Source organism: Streptomyces sp. H39-S7, from assembly GCF_027158205.1.
Taxonomy (GTDB): Bacteria; Actinomycetota; Actinomycetes; order Streptomycetales; family Streptomycetaceae; genus Actinacidiphila.
In genome coordinates this window covers 1-22,290 of record NZ_JAPVLU010000047.1, presented here as the reverse complement: position 1 = coordinate 22,290, position 22,290 = coordinate 1, and the positions used below count along the sequence as shown (strand labels likewise).

The 22,290-nt window shown below is 72.1% G+C and carries 21 protein-coding genes and 1 pseudogene; 5 read left to right on the top strand and 17 right to left on the bottom strand.

Going from position 1 to position 22,290, the window contains the following annotated elements; translation table 11 throughout:
• Positions 1-7: 7 nt before the first annotated feature.
• Complete coding sequence (locus tag O3X23_RS34145; protein WP_269276381.1) at positions 8-859, bottom strand: LLM class flavin-dependent oxidoreductase; 852 nt, start codon at positions 857-859, stop codon at positions 8-10.
• A 130-nt stretch (positions 860-989) separates the two neighbouring features.
• On the opposite strand from O3X23_RS34145, the gene O3X23_RS34140 reads away from it, so the two are divergent.
• Together O3X23_RS34140 and O3X23_RS34135 are read left to right on the top strand one after the other, a co-directional pair.
• The gene (locus O3X23_RS34140) at positions 990-1,427 is read left to right on the top strand and encodes an SRPBCC family protein (protein ID WP_269276380.1); all 438 of its coding nucleotides are present in this window, start codon (positions 990-992) and stop codon (positions 1,425-1,427) included.
• Positions 1,428-1,483: 56 nt separating this feature from the next.
• Positions 1,484-2,443, top strand: a complete 960-nt coding sequence (locus tag O3X23_RS34135; RefSeq protein WP_269276379.1) for a ribokinase — start codon at positions 1,484-1,486, stop codon at positions 2,441-2,443.
• Between the two features lie 14 nt (positions 2,444-2,457).
• Here O3X23_RS34135 and O3X23_RS34130 read toward each other — a convergent pair whose 3' ends face one another.
• From O3X23_RS34130 to O3X23_RS34095, 8 genes are all read right to left on the bottom strand, one after another.
• Positions 2,458-2,850 (bottom strand): hypothetical protein, encoded by a 393-nt coding sequence (locus O3X23_RS34130; RefSeq protein WP_269276378.1) that lies wholly within the window; start codon positions 2,848-2,850, stop codon positions 2,458-2,460.
• Between the two features lie 369 nt (positions 2,851-3,219).
• Entirely contained in the window at positions 3,220-3,768 is a 549-nt protein-coding gene (locus O3X23_RS34125) for a ferritin-like domain-containing protein (protein ID WP_269276376.1), read from the bottom strand.
• A 144-nt stretch (positions 3,769-3,912) separates the two neighbouring features.
• On the bottom strand, positions 3,913-5,601 hold the full coding sequence (locus tag O3X23_RS34120) for a glycoside hydrolase family 13 protein (RefSeq protein WP_269276375.1): 1,689 nt from the start codon (positions 5,599-5,601) through the stop codon (positions 3,913-3,915).
• A 113-nt stretch (positions 5,602-5,714) separates the two neighbouring features.
• Positions 5,715-8,264: a CBM35 domain-containing protein gene (locus tag O3X23_RS34115; protein WP_269276374.1), complete on the bottom strand. Its 2,550-nt coding sequence runs from the start codon at positions 8,262-8,264 to the stop codon at positions 5,715-5,717.
• 80 nt (positions 8,265-8,344) lie between these two features.
• The gene (locus O3X23_RS34110; RefSeq protein ID WP_269276373.1) at positions 8,345-9,232 is read right to left on the bottom strand and encodes a carbohydrate ABC transporter permease; all 888 of its coding nucleotides are present in this window, start codon (positions 9,230-9,232) and stop codon (positions 8,345-8,347) included.
• Between the two features lie 12 nt (positions 9,233-9,244).
• Positions 9,245-10,219 (bottom strand): carbohydrate ABC transporter permease, encoded by a 975-nt coding sequence (locus tag O3X23_RS34105; protein WP_443048060.1) that lies wholly within the window; start codon positions 10,217-10,219, stop codon positions 9,245-9,247.
• A complete protein-coding gene (locus O3X23_RS34100) occupies positions 10,216-11,580 on the bottom strand; it encodes an ABC transporter substrate-binding protein (RefSeq protein WP_269276371.1) in 1,365 nt (454 codons plus the stop codon). The genes O3X23_RS34105 and O3X23_RS34100 overlap by 4 nt, the downstream gene beginning before the upstream one ends.
• Before the next feature lie 372 nt (positions 11,581-11,952).
• Complete coding sequence (locus O3X23_RS34095) at positions 11,953-12,972, bottom strand: LacI family DNA-binding transcriptional regulator (RefSeq protein ID WP_269276370.1); 1,020 nt, start codon at positions 12,970-12,972, stop codon at positions 11,953-11,955.
• Between the two features lie 238 nt (positions 12,973-13,210).
• On the opposite strand from O3X23_RS34095, the gene O3X23_RS34090 reads away from it, so the two are divergent.
• Positions 13,211-13,960, top strand: coding sequence for a YhjD/YihY/BrkB family envelope integrity protein (locus O3X23_RS34090; protein WP_269276369.1), 750 nt, complete (start codon positions 13,211-13,213; stop codon positions 13,958-13,960).
• Positions 13,961-14,000: 40 nt separating this feature from the next.
• Positions 14,001-14,321, top strand: a complete 321-nt coding sequence (locus O3X23_RS34085; RefSeq protein WP_269276368.1) for a hypothetical protein — start codon at positions 14,001-14,003, stop codon at positions 14,319-14,321.
• A 16-nt stretch (positions 14,322-14,337) separates the two neighbouring features.
• Here O3X23_RS34085 and O3X23_RS34080 read toward each other — a convergent pair whose 3' ends face one another.
• The 5 genes from O3X23_RS34080 to O3X23_RS34060 all read right to left on the bottom strand — a co-directional run bounded on the left by O3X23_RS34080 (position 14,338) and on the right by O3X23_RS34060 (position 19,684).
• On the bottom strand, positions 14,338-15,906 hold the full coding sequence (locus O3X23_RS34080) for a DHA2 family efflux MFS transporter permease subunit (RefSeq protein WP_269276367.1): 1,569 nt from the start codon (positions 15,904-15,906) through the stop codon (positions 14,338-14,340).
• A 140-nt stretch (positions 15,907-16,046) separates the two neighbouring features.
• A complete protein-coding gene (locus O3X23_RS34075; RefSeq protein ID WP_269276366.1) occupies positions 16,047-16,427 on the bottom strand; it encodes an RNA-binding S4 domain-containing protein in 381 nt (126 codons plus the stop codon).
• Between the two features lie 38 nt (positions 16,428-16,465).
• Entirely contained in the window at positions 16,466-17,797 is a 1,332-nt protein-coding gene (locus O3X23_RS34070) for a glycosyltransferase family 87 protein (protein WP_269276365.1), read from the bottom strand.
• Positions 17,798-17,877: 80 nt separating this feature from the next.
• On the bottom strand, positions 17,878-19,083 hold the full coding sequence (locus O3X23_RS34065; RefSeq protein WP_269276363.1) for a glycosyltransferase: 1,206 nt from the start codon (positions 19,081-19,083) through the stop codon (positions 17,878-17,880).
• A gap of 76 nt (positions 19,084-19,159) precedes the next feature.
• Entirely contained in the window at positions 19,160-19,684 is a 525-nt protein-coding gene (locus tag O3X23_RS34060; RefSeq protein ID WP_269276362.1) for a tetratricopeptide repeat protein, read from the bottom strand.
• Here O3X23_RS34060 and O3X23_RS34055 point away from each other — a divergent pair.
• Positions 19,683-20,822, top strand: a complete 1,140-nt coding sequence (locus O3X23_RS34055) for a DUF5937 family protein (RefSeq protein ID WP_269276360.1) — start codon at positions 19,683-19,685, stop codon at positions 20,820-20,822. The genes O3X23_RS34060 and O3X23_RS34055 overlap by 2 nt on opposite strands.
• Positions 20,823-20,872: 50 nt before the next feature.
• Here the strand turns inward: O3X23_RS34055 and O3X23_RS34050 are convergent, their stop codons facing one another.
• The 3 genes and pseudogenes from O3X23_RS34050 to O3X23_RS34040 form a co-directional block, all read right to left on the bottom strand.
• Positions 20,873-21,217 (bottom strand): hypothetical protein, encoded by a 345-nt coding sequence (locus tag O3X23_RS34050; RefSeq protein ID WP_269276359.1) that lies wholly within the window; start codon positions 21,215-21,217, stop codon positions 20,873-20,875.
• Between the two features lie 53 nt (positions 21,218-21,270).
• On the bottom strand, positions 21,271-21,438 hold the full coding sequence (locus O3X23_RS34045) for a hypothetical protein (RefSeq protein ID WP_269276358.1): 168 nt from the start codon (positions 21,436-21,438) through the stop codon (positions 21,271-21,273).
• Between the two features lie 175 nt (positions 21,439-21,613).
• Positions 21,614-22,290, bottom strand: a pseudogene (locus O3X23_RS34040) (hypothetical protein); the annotation flags it as partial.

Here is a 22,290-nt window from a genome sequence, read left to right as displayed (position 1 = left end):
GCGGCCGTCAGAACAGCGTGTCGGTGAGGCGGTCGATCTGGCCGGGGTCCGGGGACCAGCAGTAGAGGATCACTTCGTCGGCGCCGACGTCGGTGTACGCGCTCACCGCGGCCTGGATCTCCTTGGGCGTGCCCAGCACCCCCTCGGCGAAGTGGGAGGGGTCGCCCAGGAACGCGTAGTAGCGGGCGACGTTGGCGCGGGCCTCCGCGACCACCTCGTCCGGGCCGATGGCCACATTGACCTGGGCCACCAGCCGGGGGCTCGTCGTGCGCCCGGCGTCGCGCCAGGCCTGTTCCGCCAGGCGGAACAGGCGGTCGGTGAAGTCCGGTGACGGCGCGGCGCCGAGGAAGCCGTCGCCCCATCGGGCGGCGCGGGCGAGCGCGGCGGGGGTGAAGCCGCCGAAGAGCACTTCGGGGCCGCCGGGGGTCGCGGGCGCGGGTCCGATCGGCCCCACCCCGTCGCCGTACGACCCACCCGCCCAGACGCGGCGCAGCACGTCCATCTGCTCGTCGAGGCGACGGCCGCGCCGGCGGACGTCGACCCCGGCCGCCCGGTAGTCGTCCTCCCGGGTGCCGAGCCCGATACCGAGGGTGAAGCGGCCCCCGGAGAGCCGGTCGAGGGTGGCGGTCTGCTTCGCCAGCAGGGCGGTGCGGTGCACCGGCGCGAGCAGTACCTCGGTCTGGACGCGGATGCGGTGGGTGGCGCCGGCCAGCGCCGCCAGGGTGATGAGGGGCTCGGGGTTGTCGTGGACCACCCGGTCCAGCAGTCCGAGGGTGGTGAAAGGGCCGGCGTCGGCACGACGGGCCCAACTCAGCAGTTGACCGGGGTCGTCGACGGGAAGGCCGAGACCTACGTTCATGAGTGACTCCTTCGTAGGGCATGCGGAATCGCAGGAGGCGGTCGCGTGCGCCGTGGGCGCCGCAGGACCGGGATCAGGGCGTCGCGGCGGGTCCCGGCATCCGGCGGGCGCGCTCGCGTAGGGTCGCGGGGTGGCCTTGATCAGTATCGAGCGCTCTTCCCCGCTGCCCGTCGACGAGGTGTGGCGGCGGCTCACCCGCTGGGAGCGGCACGCCGCCCACGTGCCGTTGACCGCCATCACCGTCACGACCCCGCCTCCCACCGGGCTCGGCACCGTGTTCGTGGCCCGTACGGGCCTGGGACCGGTCGGGTTCGACGACCCGATGGAAGTCGTGCGCTGGGAACCGCCGACGCCAGGCGGCACCGGCCGTTGCCGCCTGGAGAAGCATGGCACGCTCGTTCTGGGATGGGCCGAGATCGAAGTGGGCGCGCACGGCGCCGGATCGCGCGTCACGTGGCGCGAGGAGCTGCGGGTGCGCGGACTGCCGCGGCTCTTCGACGGCCTGACGGCCCGCTCCGGCCGACTGATGTTCGGCCGGGCGATCACCGGGCTGCTCGCGGAGGCGTGACCCGGCGCACCGGGGCGACCCGGTCGCGACGACGACAAGGACGGCGGAGAGCGGCGATGGACGAACGACTGGTCGTGGTCGGCAGTCTCAACATGGACCTGTCGGTCACGGTGCCCCGCCTCCCCCGGCCGGGCGAGACGGTCTCCGGCGCCGATGTCGTCCGCGGGCCGGGCGGGAAGGGCGGGAACCAGGCGGTCGCCGCGGCGCGACTGGGCGCGCGGGTCCGGATGGTCGGACTGCTCGGGGACGACGCCCACGGCGTGGAACTGCGGGCCGCCCTGGTGGCGGCGGGCATCGACGACAGCGCGGTGGGCACGCTTCCCGGCACCGCCTCCGGACTGGCGCTGATCGTGGTGCGGCACGACGGCGAGAACACCATCACCCTGTCCCCCGGCGCCAACGACCGCCTCGACGAGAGCACCCTGCGGACCCTCACCGGAGGGACCGTCGCGAACCGCGCCGACACCGTCCTGCTCCAACTCGAGGTGCCGCTGCCCACCGTGCTGGCCGCGGCCCGCGAGGCGCGTGCCGCGGGGGCGCTGACCGTGCTCAACGCCGCTCCACTGCCGGCTCCCGGCCCGTTGCTGACCCGATTGCTGCGGGAGATCGACGTCCTGATCGTCAACGAGACCGAGGCGGCCGGACTGCTCGGCCTCCCCGGCGTGGGCTCCACGGCCGACGGCGAGAACTGGACCGCGCGCGCGGAACAGCTCCGCCGTCTGGGACCGGAAACCGTCGTGATCACCCTCGGCGGCGCCGGTGCGGTCGCCGCCGCTGCCGGAGGCCGACTCACCGAGCCGGGCTTCCCGGCCGACGCGGTGGACACCGTCGGTGCCGGTGACGCCTTCTGCGCCCGACTCGCCATCGCTCTCGGTCTGGGCCACCCGCTCGCCCAGGCGCTCCGCGGCGCCTGCGCGGCCGGCGCCATGGCCACCACCCGCCACGGCGCGCAGCGGTCCCTGCCCACCCGGGCCGAGGTCGACCGGATCCTGGGCGGGAACGGTGTCGCCGGCTGACCGGTCCCCGAAGCTCAGGGGGCGTCGTGCCGCGGTGCGATGGGGAGCGTCCGGTCCGGTTGGCGGGTGCGGTGCTTGCGGTGCCGGTGGGGGCGGGGGACGGAGGGGGCGGTAGCTCTGCGCGTCAGGGCCCCGAGAGCGGTCAGCGCCACCGTCCAGGTGCCGAGGAAGGTGTAGATCAGCGTCGGCGCGTCGGCGCGCACCGCTTCGATCAGCAGGACCAGTGAGCCTGCGGCCAGCCCGCCCAGCAGCGCCACCAGCCAGCGGACCGGCGGCCGCCGCACCCGTCGGGCGGCGGGAGCGGCCCAACTGGTCAGTCTGCGCAGAAGCCGGCCCTCACGGCGGAAGTTGACTTCCATGCTGTTGAGGATCCGGCGTTCCTCGTCGGTGAGTTCTACAGCGTCCATGGGCCATCTCCGCGATGTCTGGCCTCCAGGGCGGAGGCCGCCTCCTGCACTTCTGCCTCAACACCGGCCGCGCTCGCGGTCGGACGATACGTCGTACCCCGCACCGTTCCGTAGCCCACCTCGTGGTGGCAGGTCCCCGGCCGGTTCAGCTCCGCACGAGGGCGAAGGTCCGCCGGCCGGCCGGGGAACACTGTACTGATGCCGCTTCCCCCGCCAACGGGCGGCAAACTCCCGGGGCATGACGGTACTCCCGCGGTCCATGGGGACCCGAGCCCGCCCCGACGCACCGCGGACCGGCTCGCGGCGCACCGGGGAGTTCCTGGCGTGCCGCGGAACCGGTCCGCGGTGGACGGGCGGGAGTGCGGGCGGTCAGAGCCCCCCTTGGTCCTGGGGAATGCGCTCCAGGAGCCCGCGCAGGTCGTCCGCGTGCTCCTCCTCCTGCGCGAGGAGGTCCTCGAACACTCGCCGGGTGGTCGGGTCACCATCGCCGAGCCACTTGGCGATCTCGGTGTAGGAGGCGATGGCGACCCGTTCCGCCACCAGGTCCTCCTTGATCATGTCGATCAGGTTGAGGCTCTCGTCGTACTGGGCGTGCGACCGCTTGGTCAGGGTGTCCGGATTGAAGTCCGGCTCCCCGCCCAACTGGACGATGCGCTTCGCCAATTTGTCCGCGTGCTCCTGCTCCTCCCCCGCGTGCTCCAGGAACTCGGCCGCGACGGGTTCGGAGTACAGGCCGCTGGCCGTGTAGTAGTGGCGCTTGTAGCGCAGCACGCACACGAGCTCGGTGGCCAGCGCCTCGTTCAGCACCTGCAGGACCCGGTCCAGGTCCGCGCCGTACGCGTCGGTCACCGGGCCCTTCTCCATCTCCAGGCGAGCCCGGCTCCGGAGCGTTTCGATGTCGGTCAGGAACTCCGCCATGTCGTTACTACCGTCCTTCGTGATCTGCGGCCAGGACGAGCGGGAGACCCGTCCACGCGCTGCGCGTACCCGGCCGCTCCCCCTCGTACGCCCGCCCCGGCCGCGGATCAGCCTCCCGGCCCCGCCGCATCCGGTCCCGGCAGGTCATCCGGCGGAGTCCGGCACTCCGCCGCTGAACCAGACGCAGGTGTCCACCGGCACCAGCTCCGACCCGGCAGGGCCGGACGCGAGGGGTCCGCTGCTGAGCAGGACGACCCCGCCGGAGGGCAGTGCGACGGGCGCCGGGGAGAGGTTCACCAGGCAGTGGAAGCCACCCTCCCTGGCGAAGGAGACGACGCCGTCGCCCGTCGTCGTCCACTCCAGCGTCTCCGGCAGCCCGGTCAGCCGCTCCCGGCGCAGTGCGAGCCCGGCACGGTAGAGCGCCAGCGTCGAATCCGGGTCGGCCTCCTGCGCCTCGACGCTGAGGTGTTCCCAGCCCGCGGGCTGCGGCAGCCAGGGGGCCGCGGCGGCGCGGTCCGGCGAGAATCCCAGTGAGGGCGATCCGCCCGACCACGGCAGCGGAACACGGCAGCCGTCGCGTCCCCGGTCGCTGCCCTGCGAACGGACGAAGGTCGGGTCCTGGATCAGGTGGTCGGGCAGGTCCTGGACCTCGGCCAGGCCGAGCTCGTCGCCCTGGTAGATGTACACGCCGCCGGGCAGCGCGAGCGTCAGCAGTGCGGCGGCCCGGCCGCGGCGGCGGCCCAGCACCAGGTCACTGGGGTCGCCGAGCCGCTTGTCGCCCATGTCGAACGAGGTGTCCCGGCGGCCGTAGCGGGTCACGTGCCGGATGGTGTCGTGGTTGGACAGCACCCAGGTGGGAGGCGCGGCGACCGGCCGGTGCGCGGCGAGTGTGGTGTCGATGACGCGCCGCAGGGCGTCGGCGTCCCAGGGGCAGCACAGGAAGTCGAAGTTGAAGGCGGAGTGCAACTCGTCCGGGCGCAGATAGCGGGCGAACTGCTCGGGCGTGGGAAGCCAGACCTCGCCGACGAAGGCGCGTTCACCGTTATAACCGTCGGAGATCCGCCGCCAGCTGCGGTAGATGTCGTGCACGTCGTCGCAGTCCTGGTACGGCAGGTCCTGGGGGTCCGGGTCGGGGCCGACATCGGGCAGGCCGGGCTTCTTGGCCAGGCCGTGGGCGACGTCGATCCGGAATCCGTCCACCCCGCGCTTCAGCCAGAAGTGCAGGATGTCCTCGAACTCGGCCCGCACCTCGGGGTGCTCCCAGTTGAGGTCGGGCTGCTCGGGGGCGAACATGTGCAGGTACCAGGGGCCGGGGGTGCCGTCCGCCTCGGTGAGCCGGGTCCAGGCGGGACCGCCGAAGTACGACTGCCAGTCGTTGGGCGGCAGTTCCCCGTCCTCGCCGCGCCCGGCCGTGAACCAGAAGCGCTCCCGCTCGGCCGAACCGGGACCGGCGGCCAGCGCCTGCTGGAACCAGCGGTGCTGGTCGGAGCAGTGGTTGGGCACCAGGTCGACGATGACCCGCAGGCCTTCCGCGTGTGCCTCACCGATCAGCTGCTCGGCTTCGGCGAGGGTGCCGAACATCGGGTCGATGTCGCGGTAGTCCGCCACGTCGTAGCCGCCGTCGGCCATCGGGGACAGGTACCAGGGGTTGAACCACAGTGCGTCCACGCCCAGGTCGCGCAGGTACGGCAGCCGCCCCCTGACGCCCGCGAGGTCGCCCATGCCGTCGCCGTTCCCGTCGGCGAAGCTCCGCACGTAGATCTGGTAGATCGCGGCATGCCGCCACCAGGCGGTCGCGGTGCGGACGGCGGTCGGGGTCGTGAGGACGGACATGGAGGGGTCTCCTTGACGGTTCGTGGAGAAGCGGGGGCCGGTGGCCGGGGCTTGGCGAAGGGGCGGTCCGCCCCGCCGGCGTGCGGCGGGGCGGACCGGGTGGGCCGGGGTGGTCACCAGCCGCTGTTGCCGGCGCCCCGGTTGACGGTGAAGGTGCCGGTGAGGCTCAGGCCACCGGCGGCGGCACCGGTCACGGTGACTCCGGAGAAGGTGCCGGAACCGTTGGAGATGATCTCCAGGCCGTAGTTGCCGGTGTTCTGGATCGTGGTGTTCCTCAGCGTCAGGTTGGTGATGGTCTTCTGGTACGAGAGCAGGACACCGCTGTAGGTGCTGTCGAGAATGGTGTTGTCCTGCACCAGGACCGGCGCGGTGATGTCGGAGCTGTCCGCGTAGATCCACAGGGCGCCGAACTTGCTCTGCCAGTTGGGCTCGTAACCGCCGGTGCGCAGCAGCGTGTTGCGCTGCACCGAGGTGGTGCCGCTGAACGGGACGGGGGCGAAGCGGGTGCTGATCGCGATCCCGGCCGATCCGGTCACCGTGTCGGCGAGGAGGTTGTCCTCGACCCGGTTGCCGGTGCCGCCGTAGACGCCGACGGTGTTGGCGAGCAGCGGCGCCTGGACGGTGTTGAAGCGGAAGGCGCAGCGGGTGACGGCGAGCGCTTCGGAGAACATCGCCAGGCCGTCGTCACCGGTGTTGCGGACACTGCTGTTCCAGACCTCGGTGTTGGCGGTCCCCTTGTGGAGGTTGACGCCGTCGGCGAAGGTGTCGCGGATGCGCAGGCCGCCCGCGTAGAGGCCGTCGGTGGGGGCGTCGATCCACAGTCCGACCTTGGCGTGCTCGATCCAGACGTCCTGGATGGTCGATCCCGAGCCGAGGTTGCCCTCGATCGCCGTGTCGCCGCCCGCGTCGTCCCGGACGGACGCGTCGCCGGAGATCGTCAGGTCCTGGATGGTGCTGGTGCCGCCCTGACCGAACAGGCCGCCCTTGCCGTTGCTGCCCTGGAGGACGGTGGCCCATGCGCCGGCCCCGTGCAGGGCGATGCCGGTGAGGTTGACGTGACCGGAGATGTTGAAGGTGCCGGACGGCAGCCACAGTCCCTTGCCCTGCGACTTGGCCGTCGCCAGCGCGGAGTTCAGCGCGTTGGTGTCGTCACTGCCGTCGTTGGCCGTGGCGCCCAGGGTGGTCGCGGAGACGAAGCCGGTGGCGGGCATGGTCCGGTCGGCGGCGACCTGCTCGGTCTCCACCAGGTCCAGCGTGTAGGAGGCCGCGGTGTTGCCGGCGTCCTTCTGGAACTTCAGCACGGTGCCGGCCGGGTAGGTGGCGGTGAGCTGGCGGGTCTCGTCGTAGAAGTGGTGGGCGGATCCCTGCGACGGGACGTTGGTGTACGGGTAGGCGCCGTAGACCCAGCTGTACTTGGAGGTCAGGTTCAGGTCGCGGGCCTTGGTGCCGTTGGCGTACAGGCTCAGCGTCGCCGCCGCCCCGGTGCCGGCCGCGTTGTCCGGGATCGAGTACCGCAGGGTCACGGCGTTCGCCGGCTTGGTCAGTGTGAACTGGACGTACTCACCGGTGCTGTCCAGCACCACTGCCCTGCGGCCGGACGCCTCGGAGGCGGCCGTCAGATAGGTGCGGTCCGGTCCGAGGGTGCTCGCGTTGGTGGTGCCGGCCTCCGCCTCGTAGCTGGTGTACGGGACGGTCGCGCCCCGGGCGGCGTTCGCGCTCGAACCGGTGACGGTGATCCCGTCGAGGTCGGGGCCGCCGGTGTCGCCCGCCTCGGTGCGCAGTGTCACGGTGTTGAGGCCGCTGCGCAGCGGTGCGTCGGTGGAGGCCGCGGACCAGCCGCCGGAGGTGCCCGGCAGGGATATCTGCCGGACCTTCAGCCCGTTGGCGGTGAGCGTGACGGTGGCGGCGGCACTGCCCGTGGTGCGGTAGCGCAGGGCGACCGGGTAAGTGGCCGCGGCCGGGGTGCTCACCGCGAAGACCGCGCGGGCACCGGCGGTGGAGAAGCCGGTGAGGTAGCCGGCGCCGGTGGAGCCGGCCGCGCTCGTCGAGACGGTGGCGCCGCCGGAGAAGAAGGCGCTCTCGGCCTGGTAGGCCGGGGTCCCGGCGGGGGGCGGGGTGGTGGGGGGTGTGGTGGGCGGCGTGGTGGAGCCGTCCGGGGTGGTGGCGTTGATGTTGTCGAGGTTGATGTTGCCACTGTCGGCGGTGGTGAACGTCAGCGCGACGGTGTTGGCGCCCGCCGCGAAGGTGACGGCCTGGTCGGTGGTGGCCCAGGTGTCCCAGTTCGCGGTCGCCGGCAGGCTCACCTGGCGGACCTTGGTGCCGTTGACGTACAGACTGAGCGTCATCGTCACGCCGGTGCCGTTGGCGTAGCGGATCTTGACAGAGCCGCTGCCCGCCGCCGTGGACGTCACCTTGAACGCGGTGGACGCCGCGCCCTTGTTGCCGTCGGTGTACCCGCCGGCGAAACCGCTGCCGGTGTAGCCGCTGTGGTCGGACGCCGCCGCCGCACCGCCGGACAGCACCGCCGACTCCGCCTCGAAGGCGTTGGTGGCGGCGTTGGCGGAGGGCGTCACGTTCCACAGCGCCAGGGCGCTCAGCATGGTGAGGAGGACGGGCAGCGCCACTTTGGCGCTCCGGGTGGGGGTTCTGGGTCCTGATGACACGGAGAAGTCCTTCCGCGGCACCACCGTCGCCGAGTGGTCCCGCTTGTTGGGGGGAGGTGTGCCGGCGGAAGCCCGCGGGGTCAGCCCTTGAGGCTTCCGGCGGTCAGGCCGGAGATGATGCTCCGCTGGAAGATGAGGAACAGGACGAGCAGGGGGATGCTGGCCATCACCATCCCGGCCAGTAGTTGGTTGGCCGGCATGTCCGCGGAGAGCCGGTTCAGCGCGACGGTGATCGGCTGCTTCGACGGGTCGGGCAGCACGAGCATCGGCCAGAGGAAGTCCTTCCAGACCCCGACCACCGCGAAGATCGACACCACCGCGAGCACCGGCCGCGACAGCGGCAGCACCACGGAGACCAGGACTCGTACGGTGCCCGCGCCGTCGATGCGCGCGGAGTCGAGGAGTTCACCGGGGATCTGGTCGAAGAACCGTTTGAGGATGAAGATGTTGAACGCGTTCGCGGCGGACGGCAGCCACACCGCGAACGGCGTGTTGATCAGGTTGACGTGGATCAGCGGTACGTCGACCGCCGTCAGGTACGTCGGCACGAGCAGCGCGGAGACCGGCAGCATCAAGGTGGCCAGCATCATGCCGAGGACCACGTTGCCGAGCACCGGCCGGAGTTTGGACAGGGAGTACGCGGCGGCGACGTCCACCACCAGTTGGGAGGCCCACGCGCCGGCCGCGAGGGCCAGCGTGTTCAGGAAGTAGTGCCCGAGGCCCACCGACGACCAGGCCTGGGAGTAGCTCTCCGGGTGCCAGGAGTGCGGCAGCAGGGACGGCTCGGGCGCGGCGAGTTCCGAGGAGGACTTCACCGCTCCCGACGCCATCCAGTACAGCGGGAAGACGAAGGCGGCGGTGAAGCTCAGCAGGGTCGCCACCAGGACGAAGCGGTAGAGGAACCTGCCGGTGCGGCGGTTCATCTCGGTCGGCGCGATGAGCGTGCGGACGGGGGTCTCGGCGGCCATGGCGGGTTCCTCTCAGCCCTTGGTCCGGGTCAGGCGCAGGTACACGCCGGCGAAGAGCCCCAGCACGACGAAGAGCACCGTGCTCATGGCGCTGGCGAGACCGAAGTCGTTGTAGACGAACGCGTAGCGGTAGAGCAGGAGGAGCACGGTCACCGTGGCGTCGTTCGGGCCGCCTCCGGTGAGGACGAACGGCTCGACGAACACCTGCATGGTGCCGATCATCTGCAGCAGCAGGGTGATCATCAGGATGAAGCGCAACTGCGGCAGGGTGACGTGCCACATGCGCTGCCGGATGGACGCGCCGTCGAGTTCGGCCGCCTCGTACAGCTCACCGGGGATCCCGCCGAGAGCGGCGAGGTAGATGAGCGTGGTGGTGCCCATGTTGGCCCAGGTGGAGACCAGGACCAGCGAGATCATCGACAGGTTCTCCGACTCCAGCCACTGCTGGGCCGGCAGGTGCGCGACCTGGAGCACGTTGTTGAACAGCCCCGGTCCCGGATCGTAGAACCACCGCCACAGCAGCATGGTGACGATCGGCGGGAGCATGACCGGCAGGTAGACCGTCATCCGCAGGAAGGCCCGGCCGTGCCGCAGTTCGTTGAGCACCACGGCGGTCGCGAGCGGGGCGGCGAACCCGAAGACCAGGGCCAGCAGGCTGAACCAGAAGGTGTTGCGCCAGGCGGTCAGGAACAGCGGGTCGTCGAAGAGCCGCTGGTAGTTGTCCAGCCCGACCCACCGCGCCGGCTCGGCGAAGTTGACCTGCTGGAAGCTGAGCAGCACCCCGCGCACGATCGGGTACCAGGAGAACACCGCGAAGCAGAGCACTCCGGCCGTCAGGAAGAGGTACGCCACCAGGTTGTCGCGGATGCCGCGGCGCAGCCGCTCCCTCGAGGGGCGCGCCCGGCGTGCCGCACGGGTTTCCGGGGCGCCGGCCGCCTCGGGGGCGCCGGGCGGGCTGCTGGAGGCGGTCAGCGATCCGGTCGTCACTTGGCGGTGGCCAGGATGACGTTGACCTTCTTCTCCGCATCGCTGAGGAGCCGGCCGATGTCGGCGTCCTTCTTGGTCAGGACGGCCTGCATGACCCCGTCGAGCACGGTGTAGATCTGCTGGGCGTTCGGCGGTTCGACCTTCACCTCGACGGAGTCGCTGCGGTCGACGAACGGCTGGTAGTTCTTCTGCGGCACGTTGGCGTACTTCAGGTGGGCGGCGTCGACCTTGGCCTGGCCCGCCCCGTCCCACAGGTTCGGCTGCGGCAGTCCGATCGGGATGTCCTTGCCGGCCGACTTCTTGGTGATGGCCTCCTCGCGCTCCGGGGTGAGGTACTTCCACTGGATCCAGGTGAGGCCGGCCTTGATCTTCTCCGGGGTGTCCTTCGGGTTGAACATGAAGCCGTCACCGCCGCCGAGGGTCGCGGTACCGGGCAGGGCGGCCAGACCGTAGTCGGCGTACTTGCGCTCGAACTGCTTGACGATGGTGGGTATGTTGTCGGGCCCCGCCATGTACATCCCGAGCTTGTCGGCGCCCATCATCTTCTGGACGTCGGGGATCTCCAGCAGCTGCCGGGTGCCCATGCTCTGATCCGTCCAGCGCATGTCGTGCAGGGTCTGCAGGGCCTTGCGGCCCGCGTCGCTGTTGAAGGCGGCCTTCCAGGCGCTGCCGTCCTTGGTGGCGACGTCACCGCCCATGGAGTAGATCCACGAGGTGAGGTGCCAGCCGCCCTGGTTGTTCTTGCTGTAGTCGGCGTAGCCGACGATGCCGTTTCCGAGCGCGCTGATCTTCCGGGCGGCGGTGCGGACCTCTTCCCACGTGGCCGGGGGCTTGTCCGGGTCCAGGCCGGCCTTGGCGAACAGCGCCCGGTTGTAGACCAGGCCGAGGGAGTAGTTGCCGGTCGGCAGGCCGTACACCTTGCCGCTGCCGTCCTTGAAGACGTTCTGCAGCGAGGGACGGATGTCCTTCAGTCCCGGGAAGTCCTTGAGCTGGGCGGTGATGTCCGCCGCCTGGCGGCGCTGGATCAGCCCGGCGGGATCGGTGAAGTAGACGTAGTACACGTCCTCCAACTGACCGCCGGCCAGCCGGGCCGCGAACGTCGTCGGGTCCATCAGTCCTTCGTGGGCGTCGATCCTGATCTTCGGGTGGCTCGCCTCGAACTCCCTGACGTCGTCCTCGAAGTTCTTGCGGTCGACGGTCTGGGTCGCCGGCGGCAGGCCGTTGACGCTGATCGTCACCACACCGTTCTTGTCGGCGCCACCGGAGCTGGACGAACTCCCCCCGCACGCGGTGACGCTGAGGACCAGTGCGGTGGCGAGTGCGGTGAGACAGACGGTGCGGTGGGTTCTGAAGCCGGCCATGGGATGGGGCCTTCCTGGAGAGCGGCGGCGGACCTGGGCCCGGATGACGAATACGGGCTTGCGTCGACTTGCGTAACGGGGAGGAGGATTCGCGTCTGGGCGCTGTGCGTTGGCGCTGACAGTAGAAGTCGGGCTTGCAAGATGTCAATGAACTGACGCAAGAACTTCATCAACGAGATCCGAAGGCGTAACACCGGTGCGCCCTAAGGGATTCGGTACGGCCCCCGGCGGTCGACGACCACGGTCGGGGGTCCGGCGCCGGAAGCCGCCGCGGCGGCACGCGAAAGGGCGGGGTGCCACCGGCCCTGGCAGACCGGGGGCACCCCGCCCTCACACCCGCCCCCCTACCGCAGGGAGCCGGGAAACCGCAGCTCAGGGCCGATCGGGCGCCCTGCGCATCATCGTCGAGCCGCGCACGATCAGCTCCGGTTCGAACAGCATCAGTTCATCGATCGTGGCATGCCCGTCCACCTGCGAGATCAGGGCGGCGATCGCCGCGGCGGCCATCGCCTGGACCGGCTGGCGGGCCGTGGTCAGCGGTGGATCCGTGGCCACCATGTAGAGCGAGTCGTCGAAGCCGACGACCGACAGGTCCTGGGGTACGCGCAGGCCCTGCCGGCGGGCGGCCCTGATCGCGCCCAGCGCGAGGGCGTCGCTCGCGCACACCACCGCGGTGGCCCCCTCGGCCAGCAGCCTGGGCAGCGCCATCGCCCCGCCCTCCATGGCGAACATCGCGTGCGTCACCAGCGGGCGCCAGTACTCGGGCCCCTTCCCTTGCGACGCCCAATAGGCCGAGTAACCTGCGAGTTTGCGCGCGGACGGCACATGCCCGACCGGCCCGAGGATCAGTCCGATCCGCTCGTGGCCCAACCCGGCCAGGTGCACCAGTGCCTGCTGGGCCGCCACCGAGTCGTCGACGCACACCTGGGGGACGCCCAGGTTCTCGTCCGCCGCGTTGATCAGCACGATGGGGACCTGGCGCTCCTTCAACTCCCGCCCGTGCTCCGGGCCCGCGTCCGCGTAACTGGCCCCGACGAAGATGATGCCGCCGATGTTCTGCTCCAGCAGCATCTGGATGTAGTGCGCCTCCGAGACCCCGTCCGCGGTCCGGGTACACAGCACCGGGATCAGCCCCCGCTTGTTGAGCGCCCCGGCCAACGCCTCGGTGAAGGCGGGAAAAATGGGATTCTGCAGGTCAGGGACGACGAGCCCGATCAGCGGGGCCCGATCCCTGCGCAGCCTGGCCGGCCTTTCGAACCCGAAGACGTCGAGCGCGGTCAGCACCGAGTCCCGCGTCCCCTGCGCCACATCGGGGCTGCCGTTCAGCACCCGGCTGACCGTCGCTTCGCTGACTCCCGCGAACCCGGCTATTTGGGAAAGTCGTTTCGTCACAGAGTCGAAGCTACAGCAGCCTCCGCAAAAATGGAGATCACTGACGCAAGAAAGTAACTTTCTTTGCGAAGCAAGGAGCTCCCATCGAGCTCCGCTCGTGCACCCGGCCGTTGTCGCGTGCACACGTGCGGGGACGGGGTAGCAGACCTCCATGGGTCCGGAGCCCCCCGAAACCCGCCGCTCGGTGCACTCCGGCTCGGACGGTCGCCCGCCCGACCGGGGTCCGAAGCCTGCGCGGGTGGCACGCCGCATCTGGCGGCGGGGTGTCGAGATAGAGCTGATGCAGCGGTCGATGGGCTTCGCCGCACTCGGTCTGGTGACACTGATCCCGCTGCTGATCGTCGTGGCGGCGGCACTGGGCCACAACGGCCAGGGGTTCGTGGCGTGGGTGCGGGACGCGCTCGGGGTGCGGGGCAGTTCCGCGCAGGCGGTGGAGAGCCTGTTCAGCTCGCCGGCACGGGTGCTGAGTACCACGACCGCGCTCAGCCTGGCGTCCCTGGCGGTCTTCGGGCTGTCGTTCATCGCCGCGATCCAGACCACCTACGAACGCATCTGGGACCTGCCGTCCGCGCCCTGGCACGCCACCTTGCGGCGGGCGCTGGCACTCGCGGTCCTGGTCGGCTACCTGCTGACCGCCGAGTACTCCGACCACGTTCAGGAGGGCACGCCGCTGCAGCCCCTCATCCGCATCGTGGTGACGGGAAGCGGGGGCGTGGCGTTCTTCTGGTGGATCCAGCACTTCCTGCTCTGCGGCCGCGTCGGCCGGTGGCTCCTGCTGCCCGGCGCGCTGCTGACCGTGGCCGGCCTCGTCGGGCTCCGGTTCTTCTCCATCACCGTCTTCTCGCCGCTGATCGCCAGCAGCGCGACCTCCTACGGACCCATCGGAACCGTGCTGATCGTTCAGTCCTGGCTGATAGGCATCGGATTCGTCATCTATGCGGGAGCTCTGGCGGGGCAGGGGTTGTACGAGCGCAAACGTCCCCGGTGACGTGACCGCGCCACCATACGACCGGTTGGGAGACGCGACAGTGGAACGTTGGCAGTACGGCTTTCTGTACATCGGGTACTACGGGCCCCAGGGGGCGGAGAAGGTCTACGAGCTGGTGGTCACCAGCGAGGGCGCGGAGATCGTCGCCCTGGAGGACTCGACGCTCCAGACCCCCGCCCTGATCCTGGCCCGGCTCGACCGGCTGGGCGGCGAGGGCTGGCTGCTGGAGGCGCGCGGCGAGGCGGAGTACAGCGACAAGGGGATGGCCCCCACCTGGATGCTCGACAAGGTCAGGGAACTGGACTCCGCGGGCCACATGGGCACGTACTCCATCTACACGATGCGGCGGCTGCTCGGCTGACCGCTGCCGGCCGCCGTCAGCCGCTGTCGCACTTGCGGGCGGTCAGCGGCGGGCCGTCCACCGCGCAGTGCATGCGCGGCTCGGGCGGCCCCTCGTCCCGGGGCGCCGCCGGCGCCCCGGCCGGCGGCGCGGGCGGGGTGCGGATCGTGACGGCGGCCAGGGCGGCGCCCGCCGCCAGCAGCGACGCGGCGATCACCAGCGAGACGTGGAATCCGTGCGAGAACGCCTCGGGGTCGTCGTAGCTGCGGCCCGACAGTCCGGCGACGGCCGGCAGCGCGGCGACGGCGATGAGGCCGGCCGCGCGGGCGACGGCGTTGTTGACCCCCGACGCCACACCGGCGTGCTCGGGGCCGACCGCGCCCAGGACCGTGGCGGTGAGCGGCGCGACCAGGACGGCCAGGCCGAAACCGAGCACGACGACGGCGGGCAGCACGTCCCGGACGTAGTCCGCGCCCGGCCCGACACGGAACATCAGCAGGGTCGCGGCCGCGCAGATCAGCGGTCCGGCCGTCATGGGCAGCCGGGGGCCGATGCGCTGCGACAGCCGGCCGAAGCGCGCGGAGAGCAGCAGCATCATGACCGTGATCGGCAGCATCGCCGTCCCGGCGGCGAGCGGCGAGAACCCGGCGACGACCTGGAGCTGGACGGCGAGCAGGAAGAACACTCCGCCGAAGGCTCCGTAGACGGCGAACGTGACACCGTTCGCGGCGCTGAACTGGCGTACGGCGAACATGCTCAGCGGCAGCATCGGGTGTGCCTGACGGGCCTCCGCGACGAGGAAGCCGGCCAGCGCCGCCACGCCCAGCACGCCGCTGACGAGCACCGTCGCCGACCCGGCCCCGTGCTCCGGGGCGGCGATGATCGCGTAGGTGACGCCCGCCAGCCCGACGCAGCTGAGGGCCGCGCCGAGCACGTCGATCCGCCCGGCGGCCGCCGGATCGCGGGTCTCGGGCACGTGGCGGCGCGAGATGAGGACGACGGCGACGGCGAGCGGGGCGTTGATGAGGAACACCCAGCGCCAGGAGGCCGCCTGCACGAGCCAGCCGCCGAGGAACGGGCCGATCGCGGTCGCCACGCCGCCGAAGGCGGACCACGCGCCGATCGCCCGCGCCCGGTCCTCCGGGTGGAAGGACGCCTGGATCATGGCCAGGCTGCCGGGCATCAACAGCGCTCCCCCGACGCCCTGCAGAGCTCTGGCGGCCAGCAGCAAGCCGGCCGAGGGCGCCAGCCCGCACAGCAGTGACGCGGCGGCGAACCACAGGACGCCGACGTTGAAGATCCGGCGCCGGCCGTACCGGTCGCCCAGCGCGCCGCCCAGCAGGATGAGCGAGGCCAGCGCGACGGTGTACGCGGTCACCGCCCACTGCAGGGTGCCGAATCCGGCACCGAAGTCGCGGCCGATGGCCGGCAGGGCGATGTTGACGACGGTGGCGTCGATCCCGGCCAGCGCCGACCCGAGGATGGAGGCCACGAGCACCCACCGCCCCGCGGCCGACCCGACGTGGATCTCCCCGGCCGTCCCGGTCCCGCCTGCCGGCGCGATCCCGTCGGGTTCGCGCCGGGGCGCCTGCGACTTCGAGAACATGGGGCCCACCGTTCTGATCCGAGCGGCCGGGACCGCCGGGGGCCCGGCCGGCACGACTCACGCTAGGTGCGCCGATCTCCGACGGCAAGCGCTCCAGGGCCCGGCCGGCGGCCGCGTGGCGGTCCTGGTTCGGGTGGGCGTCAGACGTCGATGTCCCGCAGCCGCTCCATCTCCCGCCGGTCGCGCTTGGTCGGGCGGCCCGTGCCGCGGTCGCGGCGGCCGATCGCCAGGATGTCCTCACGGGCGGGCGGCGGCGGGCTGTTGTCGACGAAGCACTCCGCGGCGACGGGCGCCCCGACCCGCTTGCGCACGATGCGCGAGACGACCACGATCCGCTCGGCGCCTTCCCCGCGCAGCCGTACCTCGTCCCCCGACCGCACGGTCTGGGCCGGTTTCGCGCGCTCACCGTTGACCTTGACGTGGCCGGCGCGGCACGCCGCGGCGGCCATCGACCGGGTCTTCGTCAGCCGTACGGACCAGATCCAACTGTCGACCCGTACGGTCCCCTCGTCTGCAGCCATGACACGACCTTAAACCGCCGGGCAGGGACCGGGCGGTGTCAATTACCGCCGGCGACCCCGCTCTCCAGGGGCACCGGCCGCGGTCCCGCCCGGCGTCCGGTCGCGAGGGAGGCCCGCCGGGACGGGATCGCCGCGCGCCACAGCCGTACGCACGACAGCACCGTCGCCGCGGCCAGCAGGCTGTTGCGCGCCACCAGGACGGCGACGCCCTGCCAGGAGCTGTTGAGCACCGCGCCGAAGAACAGCGGGAAGTCGACCGCGGTGACGGCGGTGGCGAGGAGCAGCAGCACCGCGACCGGCCGCTGGGTGGTGCCGTGCACCGTCAGGCACACGGCGGCCAGGGCGATCAGCCAGATCAGGTACTGCGGGCTGATCACGCGGCTGGTGGAGGTGAACAGCAGCACCGCCGTCAGGGCCGCGTCGTAGACGGTGGCCTCGCTCCACACACGGGCGCGCCAGCGCCACAGCAGCAGCCAGCCGAAGGCCACCGCGGTCAGCAGCAGGGAGCCGCGGGCGACGCTGGAGACGTACGGGCCGAGGAACTCGAACGAGCCGTAGTGCAGTCTGACGTGCCCCGGCCAGCCACCCAGCCGGGCCAGGTGCAGCAGGGTGCCGCCCATCGACTCGACCTCCACCCCCCGGTTGCCCTGCGAGGACAGGAATCCGAACGTCCCGCGGAAGCCGACCGCCAGCACCGTCAGCAGCACCGCCGCGGACGCCAGCACCGCGCTCCAGGCCTGACGGGTGGACCGGCCCCGGGGGGTGCCGAGCACGACCAGCGCGGGCCACACCTTGATCATCGCGGCGATTCCGGCGAGTGCGCCGCCGAGCCACGGCCGCCGGTTGATCACCAGCAGGGAGACCACCGCCAGCGCGGCGACCGCCACGTCGAACCGCGCGAAGGGCAGCGCCAGCAGCAAGGGCAGGCCGCCCGCCCACAGCCAGGCACCGGCCGCGCTGCCGCGTCCACCGCGCGCGGCGCGCGCCAGGGCCAGCACCACCAGGGCGTCGGCCAGCACCATCAGCACGACGAAGCCCTGCAGATACGACACCAGGGGCACCAGGGCGGGGGCGAGCATGAGCAGGCCGGCGCCCGGCGGGTACTGCCAGGTGACGTCCCCGGCGGGGAACGATCCCGCCTGCAGCTCTCCGGCCCAGCGCACGTACAGCCGGTGCACCTCCGAGGCGATGTCCCCGTGCCCGGTGCGCAGCATGGCCAGTATCACCAGCCGGGAGGCCACCCAGTAGGCCGCCAGCGGCCACCAGCGGGGGCACCACCTGCCCTCCACGCCGCCGCCCGCCCCGCACGCGCATCCCGTGCACTCGGCCTCACCGCACGACGCCACCCGAACCTCCACCGTCCACGTCACCCGCCAACCACACGAACCCTGACGCTAAAACACGGCAAAAGCTGACAAAATGACCAACACGCAGAAACGTTCACCAAAGCTCAGGTCGGCCGAACCGGTCCGCGCTCGGAGCGGTCCTCCGCAGCGCTCGGCCACTCGGCCGCCACCAGGCGTTCCAGGAGCGCGACGGCGTGGGCGGGGCCGGGCAGGGCGGCGATCTCGTCCCGCAGGCGTTCGGCGGCCAGCCGGTAGGACGCGTCCGCCAGTATCTCGACGACCGCCTCGCGGACGTGGTCCGGTGTGGCCTCCACGGCGTCGAGCACGCGGGAGACCCCCAGGGCGGCACAACGGGCCGCGTTCTGGGGCTGGTCGGCGCCCATCGGGATCAGCACCGACGGCAGACCGTACGCCAGCGCACCGATCACGCTCCCGGACCCGCCGTGCGAGACGACCACGTCGCAGTGGGGCAGCAGCGCCGCCTGCGGGACGAACCGCTCGACGCGCACATGCCCGGGCTGCGGTCCGAGCTCCGCGGGGTCCACGTCCTCGCCGACCGTCACGACCACATTGACCGGCAGGTCCCGCAACCCCGCCAGTACCCGCCCGAAGAGGTCACCCGACTCGACGTTGAACACGGTGCCGAGGGTGAAGTAGACGGTCGGCGCGTCGCCCAGTTCCCCGATCCACCGCGGCACCGCCTCCTCCGGCACGGCGTCCAGGCCACGCGGGCGCAGCGCCTGCCCGGTGGGCGGCAGCGGGAAGTCCGGGTGCCGGAAGCCGGGCGGAAAGGGTGCCAGGACGAGGTGCCGGCCGAGCATGTCCAGACCGGGGTCGGCGGGCAGGCCGTGCGCGGCGCGCAACTCGTTGAGCGGCTCCGCGATCAGGTGGTGCCGTACGAAGGAGCCCTCGGCGATGACGAGCACCCGCGCGTACGGCAGTCCCGACCGCTCGGCCGCGACCACGCTGCCGAAGTCCATCTCCTCGCACACCAGCAGGTCGGGGCGCCACGCGGCGAACAGGTCGAGCCCGTCGGCGGCGCGCGCACGCGCCATGTGGCCGGCGAAGGCCTCCCGCAGGATCCGGTCCTCGCGCTCGGTACTGACCGCGAGCAGCGGCCGCCGCTCCGCCTGCCCGTCGTGGCCGGTGTCCGGTCCGAGGACGTCGAACCCCGCCGCCGCCACCGCCCGCACCATGCCGGGGCCGCAGGCGAACGCGATGGTGTGGCCGGCTTCCCGCGCGGCGTCCGCGATCGGGACCAGTGGCTCGAAGTGGCCGTTTCCTCCGACGAAGGTGAACAGAATGCGCACCGTGGCGTCCCCTCTCGCTCGCGAAGCTCGCCATCATGCCACTGCTCCGCGAACGGGCCCCCAGGCCCCCGCACCGCTACTCGGCGGGATCGGGCTCCACCAGCAGCCGGGCGTAGTTGGCCGCCGAGCGCTGGTAGCGGGGCAGATGGCCGGCAAGCGCCGTCAGCGCGACCGACACCGCCTCGCGCTCGCGACCGGTGTCCGCCAGGGCGAGGGCGAGGAAGACGGCGACCGCGTCGTCCAGGTGGTCGGAGCCGGCGTCCCGCTCGGCGGTGAGCAGGGCGACGCTCTCCTGCGCGCGACCGAGGTTGCGCAGCGAGCTGGCCAGCTGGATCACGGCCCTGCGGCGCCGCTCACCCGCCAGCCCGAGGTCGAGCGCCTGCCGGTACAGCGGGACCGCGAGATCGGAGTGGCCGGTCGAGTCGAACGCGGCTGCCCGCTCGAACACCGCCGCCGGATGGTCCGGCGGCAGCTCGGCGGCGAGTTTCCCGATCCGGGCGCGGAAGTCGTCCTCACTGTGGCTGTCGATCGCCGCCCACAGCTCCGCCGTCCGCTGCTCCCAGCCGGCATCCGTTCCGGTCGCGTTCGTCGTGTCGTTCATGTCGTGCTCCCCTCACGGTGGCCCCGCCGGACGGCGGTGGCGCTGCTCACGGGGACCATCCTGCGAGCATTGCTACGCTCCTCACCAGTCATTCGGCCCGGACCGAATCACCCACCGGCACACCGACGTCCGCGGGGAGCACGCCATCGCCGTCACGCTGCGGTTCAGCCCCGCCGACCTGCGGCGCTGCCGCTTCGCGGTCTCCCCCGCACTGGAGACGCTCGCCGCGATCCGCGTCGCCACCGGCGAGCAGGGTCCCGGCCACCACCAGCGGTGGCTGGATTCCGTCCGCCCGGGGCTCGGCACCCTCGACCTGCGGCCGATCACCCTGCTGCAGCCCCGGCGCGGATACACCCCCGACTTCCTGTCCCCGCCGCCGACCGGACCGCTCGCCACCTTCGACGAGGACCTCGCGCGCATCGCGGCGACCCCGCCGGCGCGGGTCCGCGCCGAGATCGTCCGCTCGCTCCGGGAGAGCCCCGGAGCGTCCGGCAGCGAGACCGGCCGGCTGCTGCTCGGCGAGCCGGCCGATGTGCTGGCCGGGCTGACGCGGCTGGTCCGCGAGGCCTGGCACACCCTGGTCGAACCGGTCTGGCCGCGGGTGCGCAACCTGCTCGACGCCGATGTCGGCTTCCAGTCCCGGCGGCTGGCCGAAGGCGGTCTCGACCGGCTCTTCGCCGAGCTCCACCCCATGCTGCGATGGCACGACAACGTCCTGACGCGGGAGTTCGGCGACGACGACCGGCGCGAACTGCACGGCGAGGGCCTGGTGCTGGTGCCCAGCGCCTTCAAGTGGGACGAGGTGGTCATCGTCGTGGACCCGCCCTGGCAGCCCACCGCCATCTACCCCGTCCGCGGCCTCGGCACCCTGTGGCAGCCACCGCGCGGCACCGGGGACGCCGCGCTCGCCCGGCTCATCGGCCGCACCCGGGCCGCGCTGCTGACCGGCCTGGACGAACCGGCCTCGACCTCCGCACTCGCCCACCGCCACGCCCTGGCGGGCGGCACCGTCTCGGAGCACCTGTCGGTCCTGCGCGACGCGGGCTTCGTCGTCGGTGAACGCCACCGCCACGAGATCCGCTACCGCCGCACGGACCTCGGCCACGCGGTGGCGCACCGGGGACACGGGGTCGGCTAGTCAGCGGCCGTGCCGGCTGAACTTCCGGACGACGGGAGTGCGGCGCCGGGTCAGGCCGTCGGGCGCTCGTAGAGTCCGTTGAGGCGGTGGTCGAGGGCGATCAGGTCCGGGTGGCGGGCGACGAAGCGCTTGCCGCGCTCCCGCTCGCGGACCGCGTCGCGCACGCTGCGCCGGGCGGCCCGGTGCAGCGCCGCGGCGAACCGGGCGGCCGGCTGCCCGGCGGCGGCCAGCTCCGCGGCCACGGCGCGGAACTCCGCGTCGACCTCGGCGAGATGGGGACCGCGCCGGTCGGCCGCGTCCTCGACCGCGATCCGGGCCTCGGCCCGGTCGATGCCCAGTCGGGCGGCAAGCCGGAACGCGATCGTGTCCAGAACACGCTGCTGCTCGGGCGTCATGGATCCAGTGTCGCGCACGGACCCTCATAGCGACAGCGTGTCGGGTCCACTCGTCAGTCCTGCGGCTCGTCGCCCGGCGGGTCGATCCGGCGGGACTCCTGAGCGCGGCGGCGGAGTGTGTTGCGCCGGTATCCGACCACGGCGATCAGCAGGCCCGCGGCAAGGCTGACGCCGACCCACAGACCGAGCCACTCCAGAACGGTGATCGCCAGCGCCGCCACCTCCCTTTGTCACACCCGCTGCGCAGGGCAGCCGGCGGCAGGTGAGGCGAGCCTGTCAGCACGACGAAATGGTTCCGGATCATGCCGAACCACCCTTGTTCGGAGTGTCCCAGCCCGAGGTGGTCCAGGAGGACAACTTCCCGCAACGGTCACTCCTGCGGGGGACGACGCCGTCTCAAACCTCCGCGCCGTACTCCACCGCCGACCGCTCCTCCTCGTACCGCTCCCGCAGTTGGCCGGCGTATCGGCGCAGGCTGTCGGGGCTCAGTGCCTGACCGCTGCGGCCGGTGACGTTGTACTTGACGAAGAGGATCTTCGCGAGGTCGTCGAAGGTCGGGTACTGGCCCAGGGCGTCGGTCAGTTCGACGAACGCGGCGTAGAGGGTGTCGAGGCGCGAGGCCGCGCCGGCCGGACCCGCGGGCGCGGCGGCCGTCTGCTCCGGCACGGCCACCGGTTCCCGCTCGGGCGCCGCGCCGTCGTCCGTCGCCGGGTACGACGCGTCGGGCGCGCCGGGCTCGTCCGCGGGCAGCACCGGGACCGGGGTGAACCAGAGGTTCTCGTACCCGTCGTCCGCTGCGGGCTGCCCGGGATGGGCCCGGCCGTCGACGCCGTCCGGGGCGGCGGACTGCTCGTGGTGCGTGGCCCCGGTGTCCTCGCCGTCCGCGTCCGCGGGCACGGGGGCAGCGCCGTTGGTGTCGGCCGTGACGACGGCCGTGACGGGAATCGTGATGCCGGCGGCGGCGAGGCCGAGGGGGGCGGTTTCGGCGAGGGGGATGCCGTAGCGGGCCAGGCGCAGGGGCATGAGGGCTTCGACGGGGGCTTTGCGGCGCCAGGCCCGTCCGTAGCGGGCCT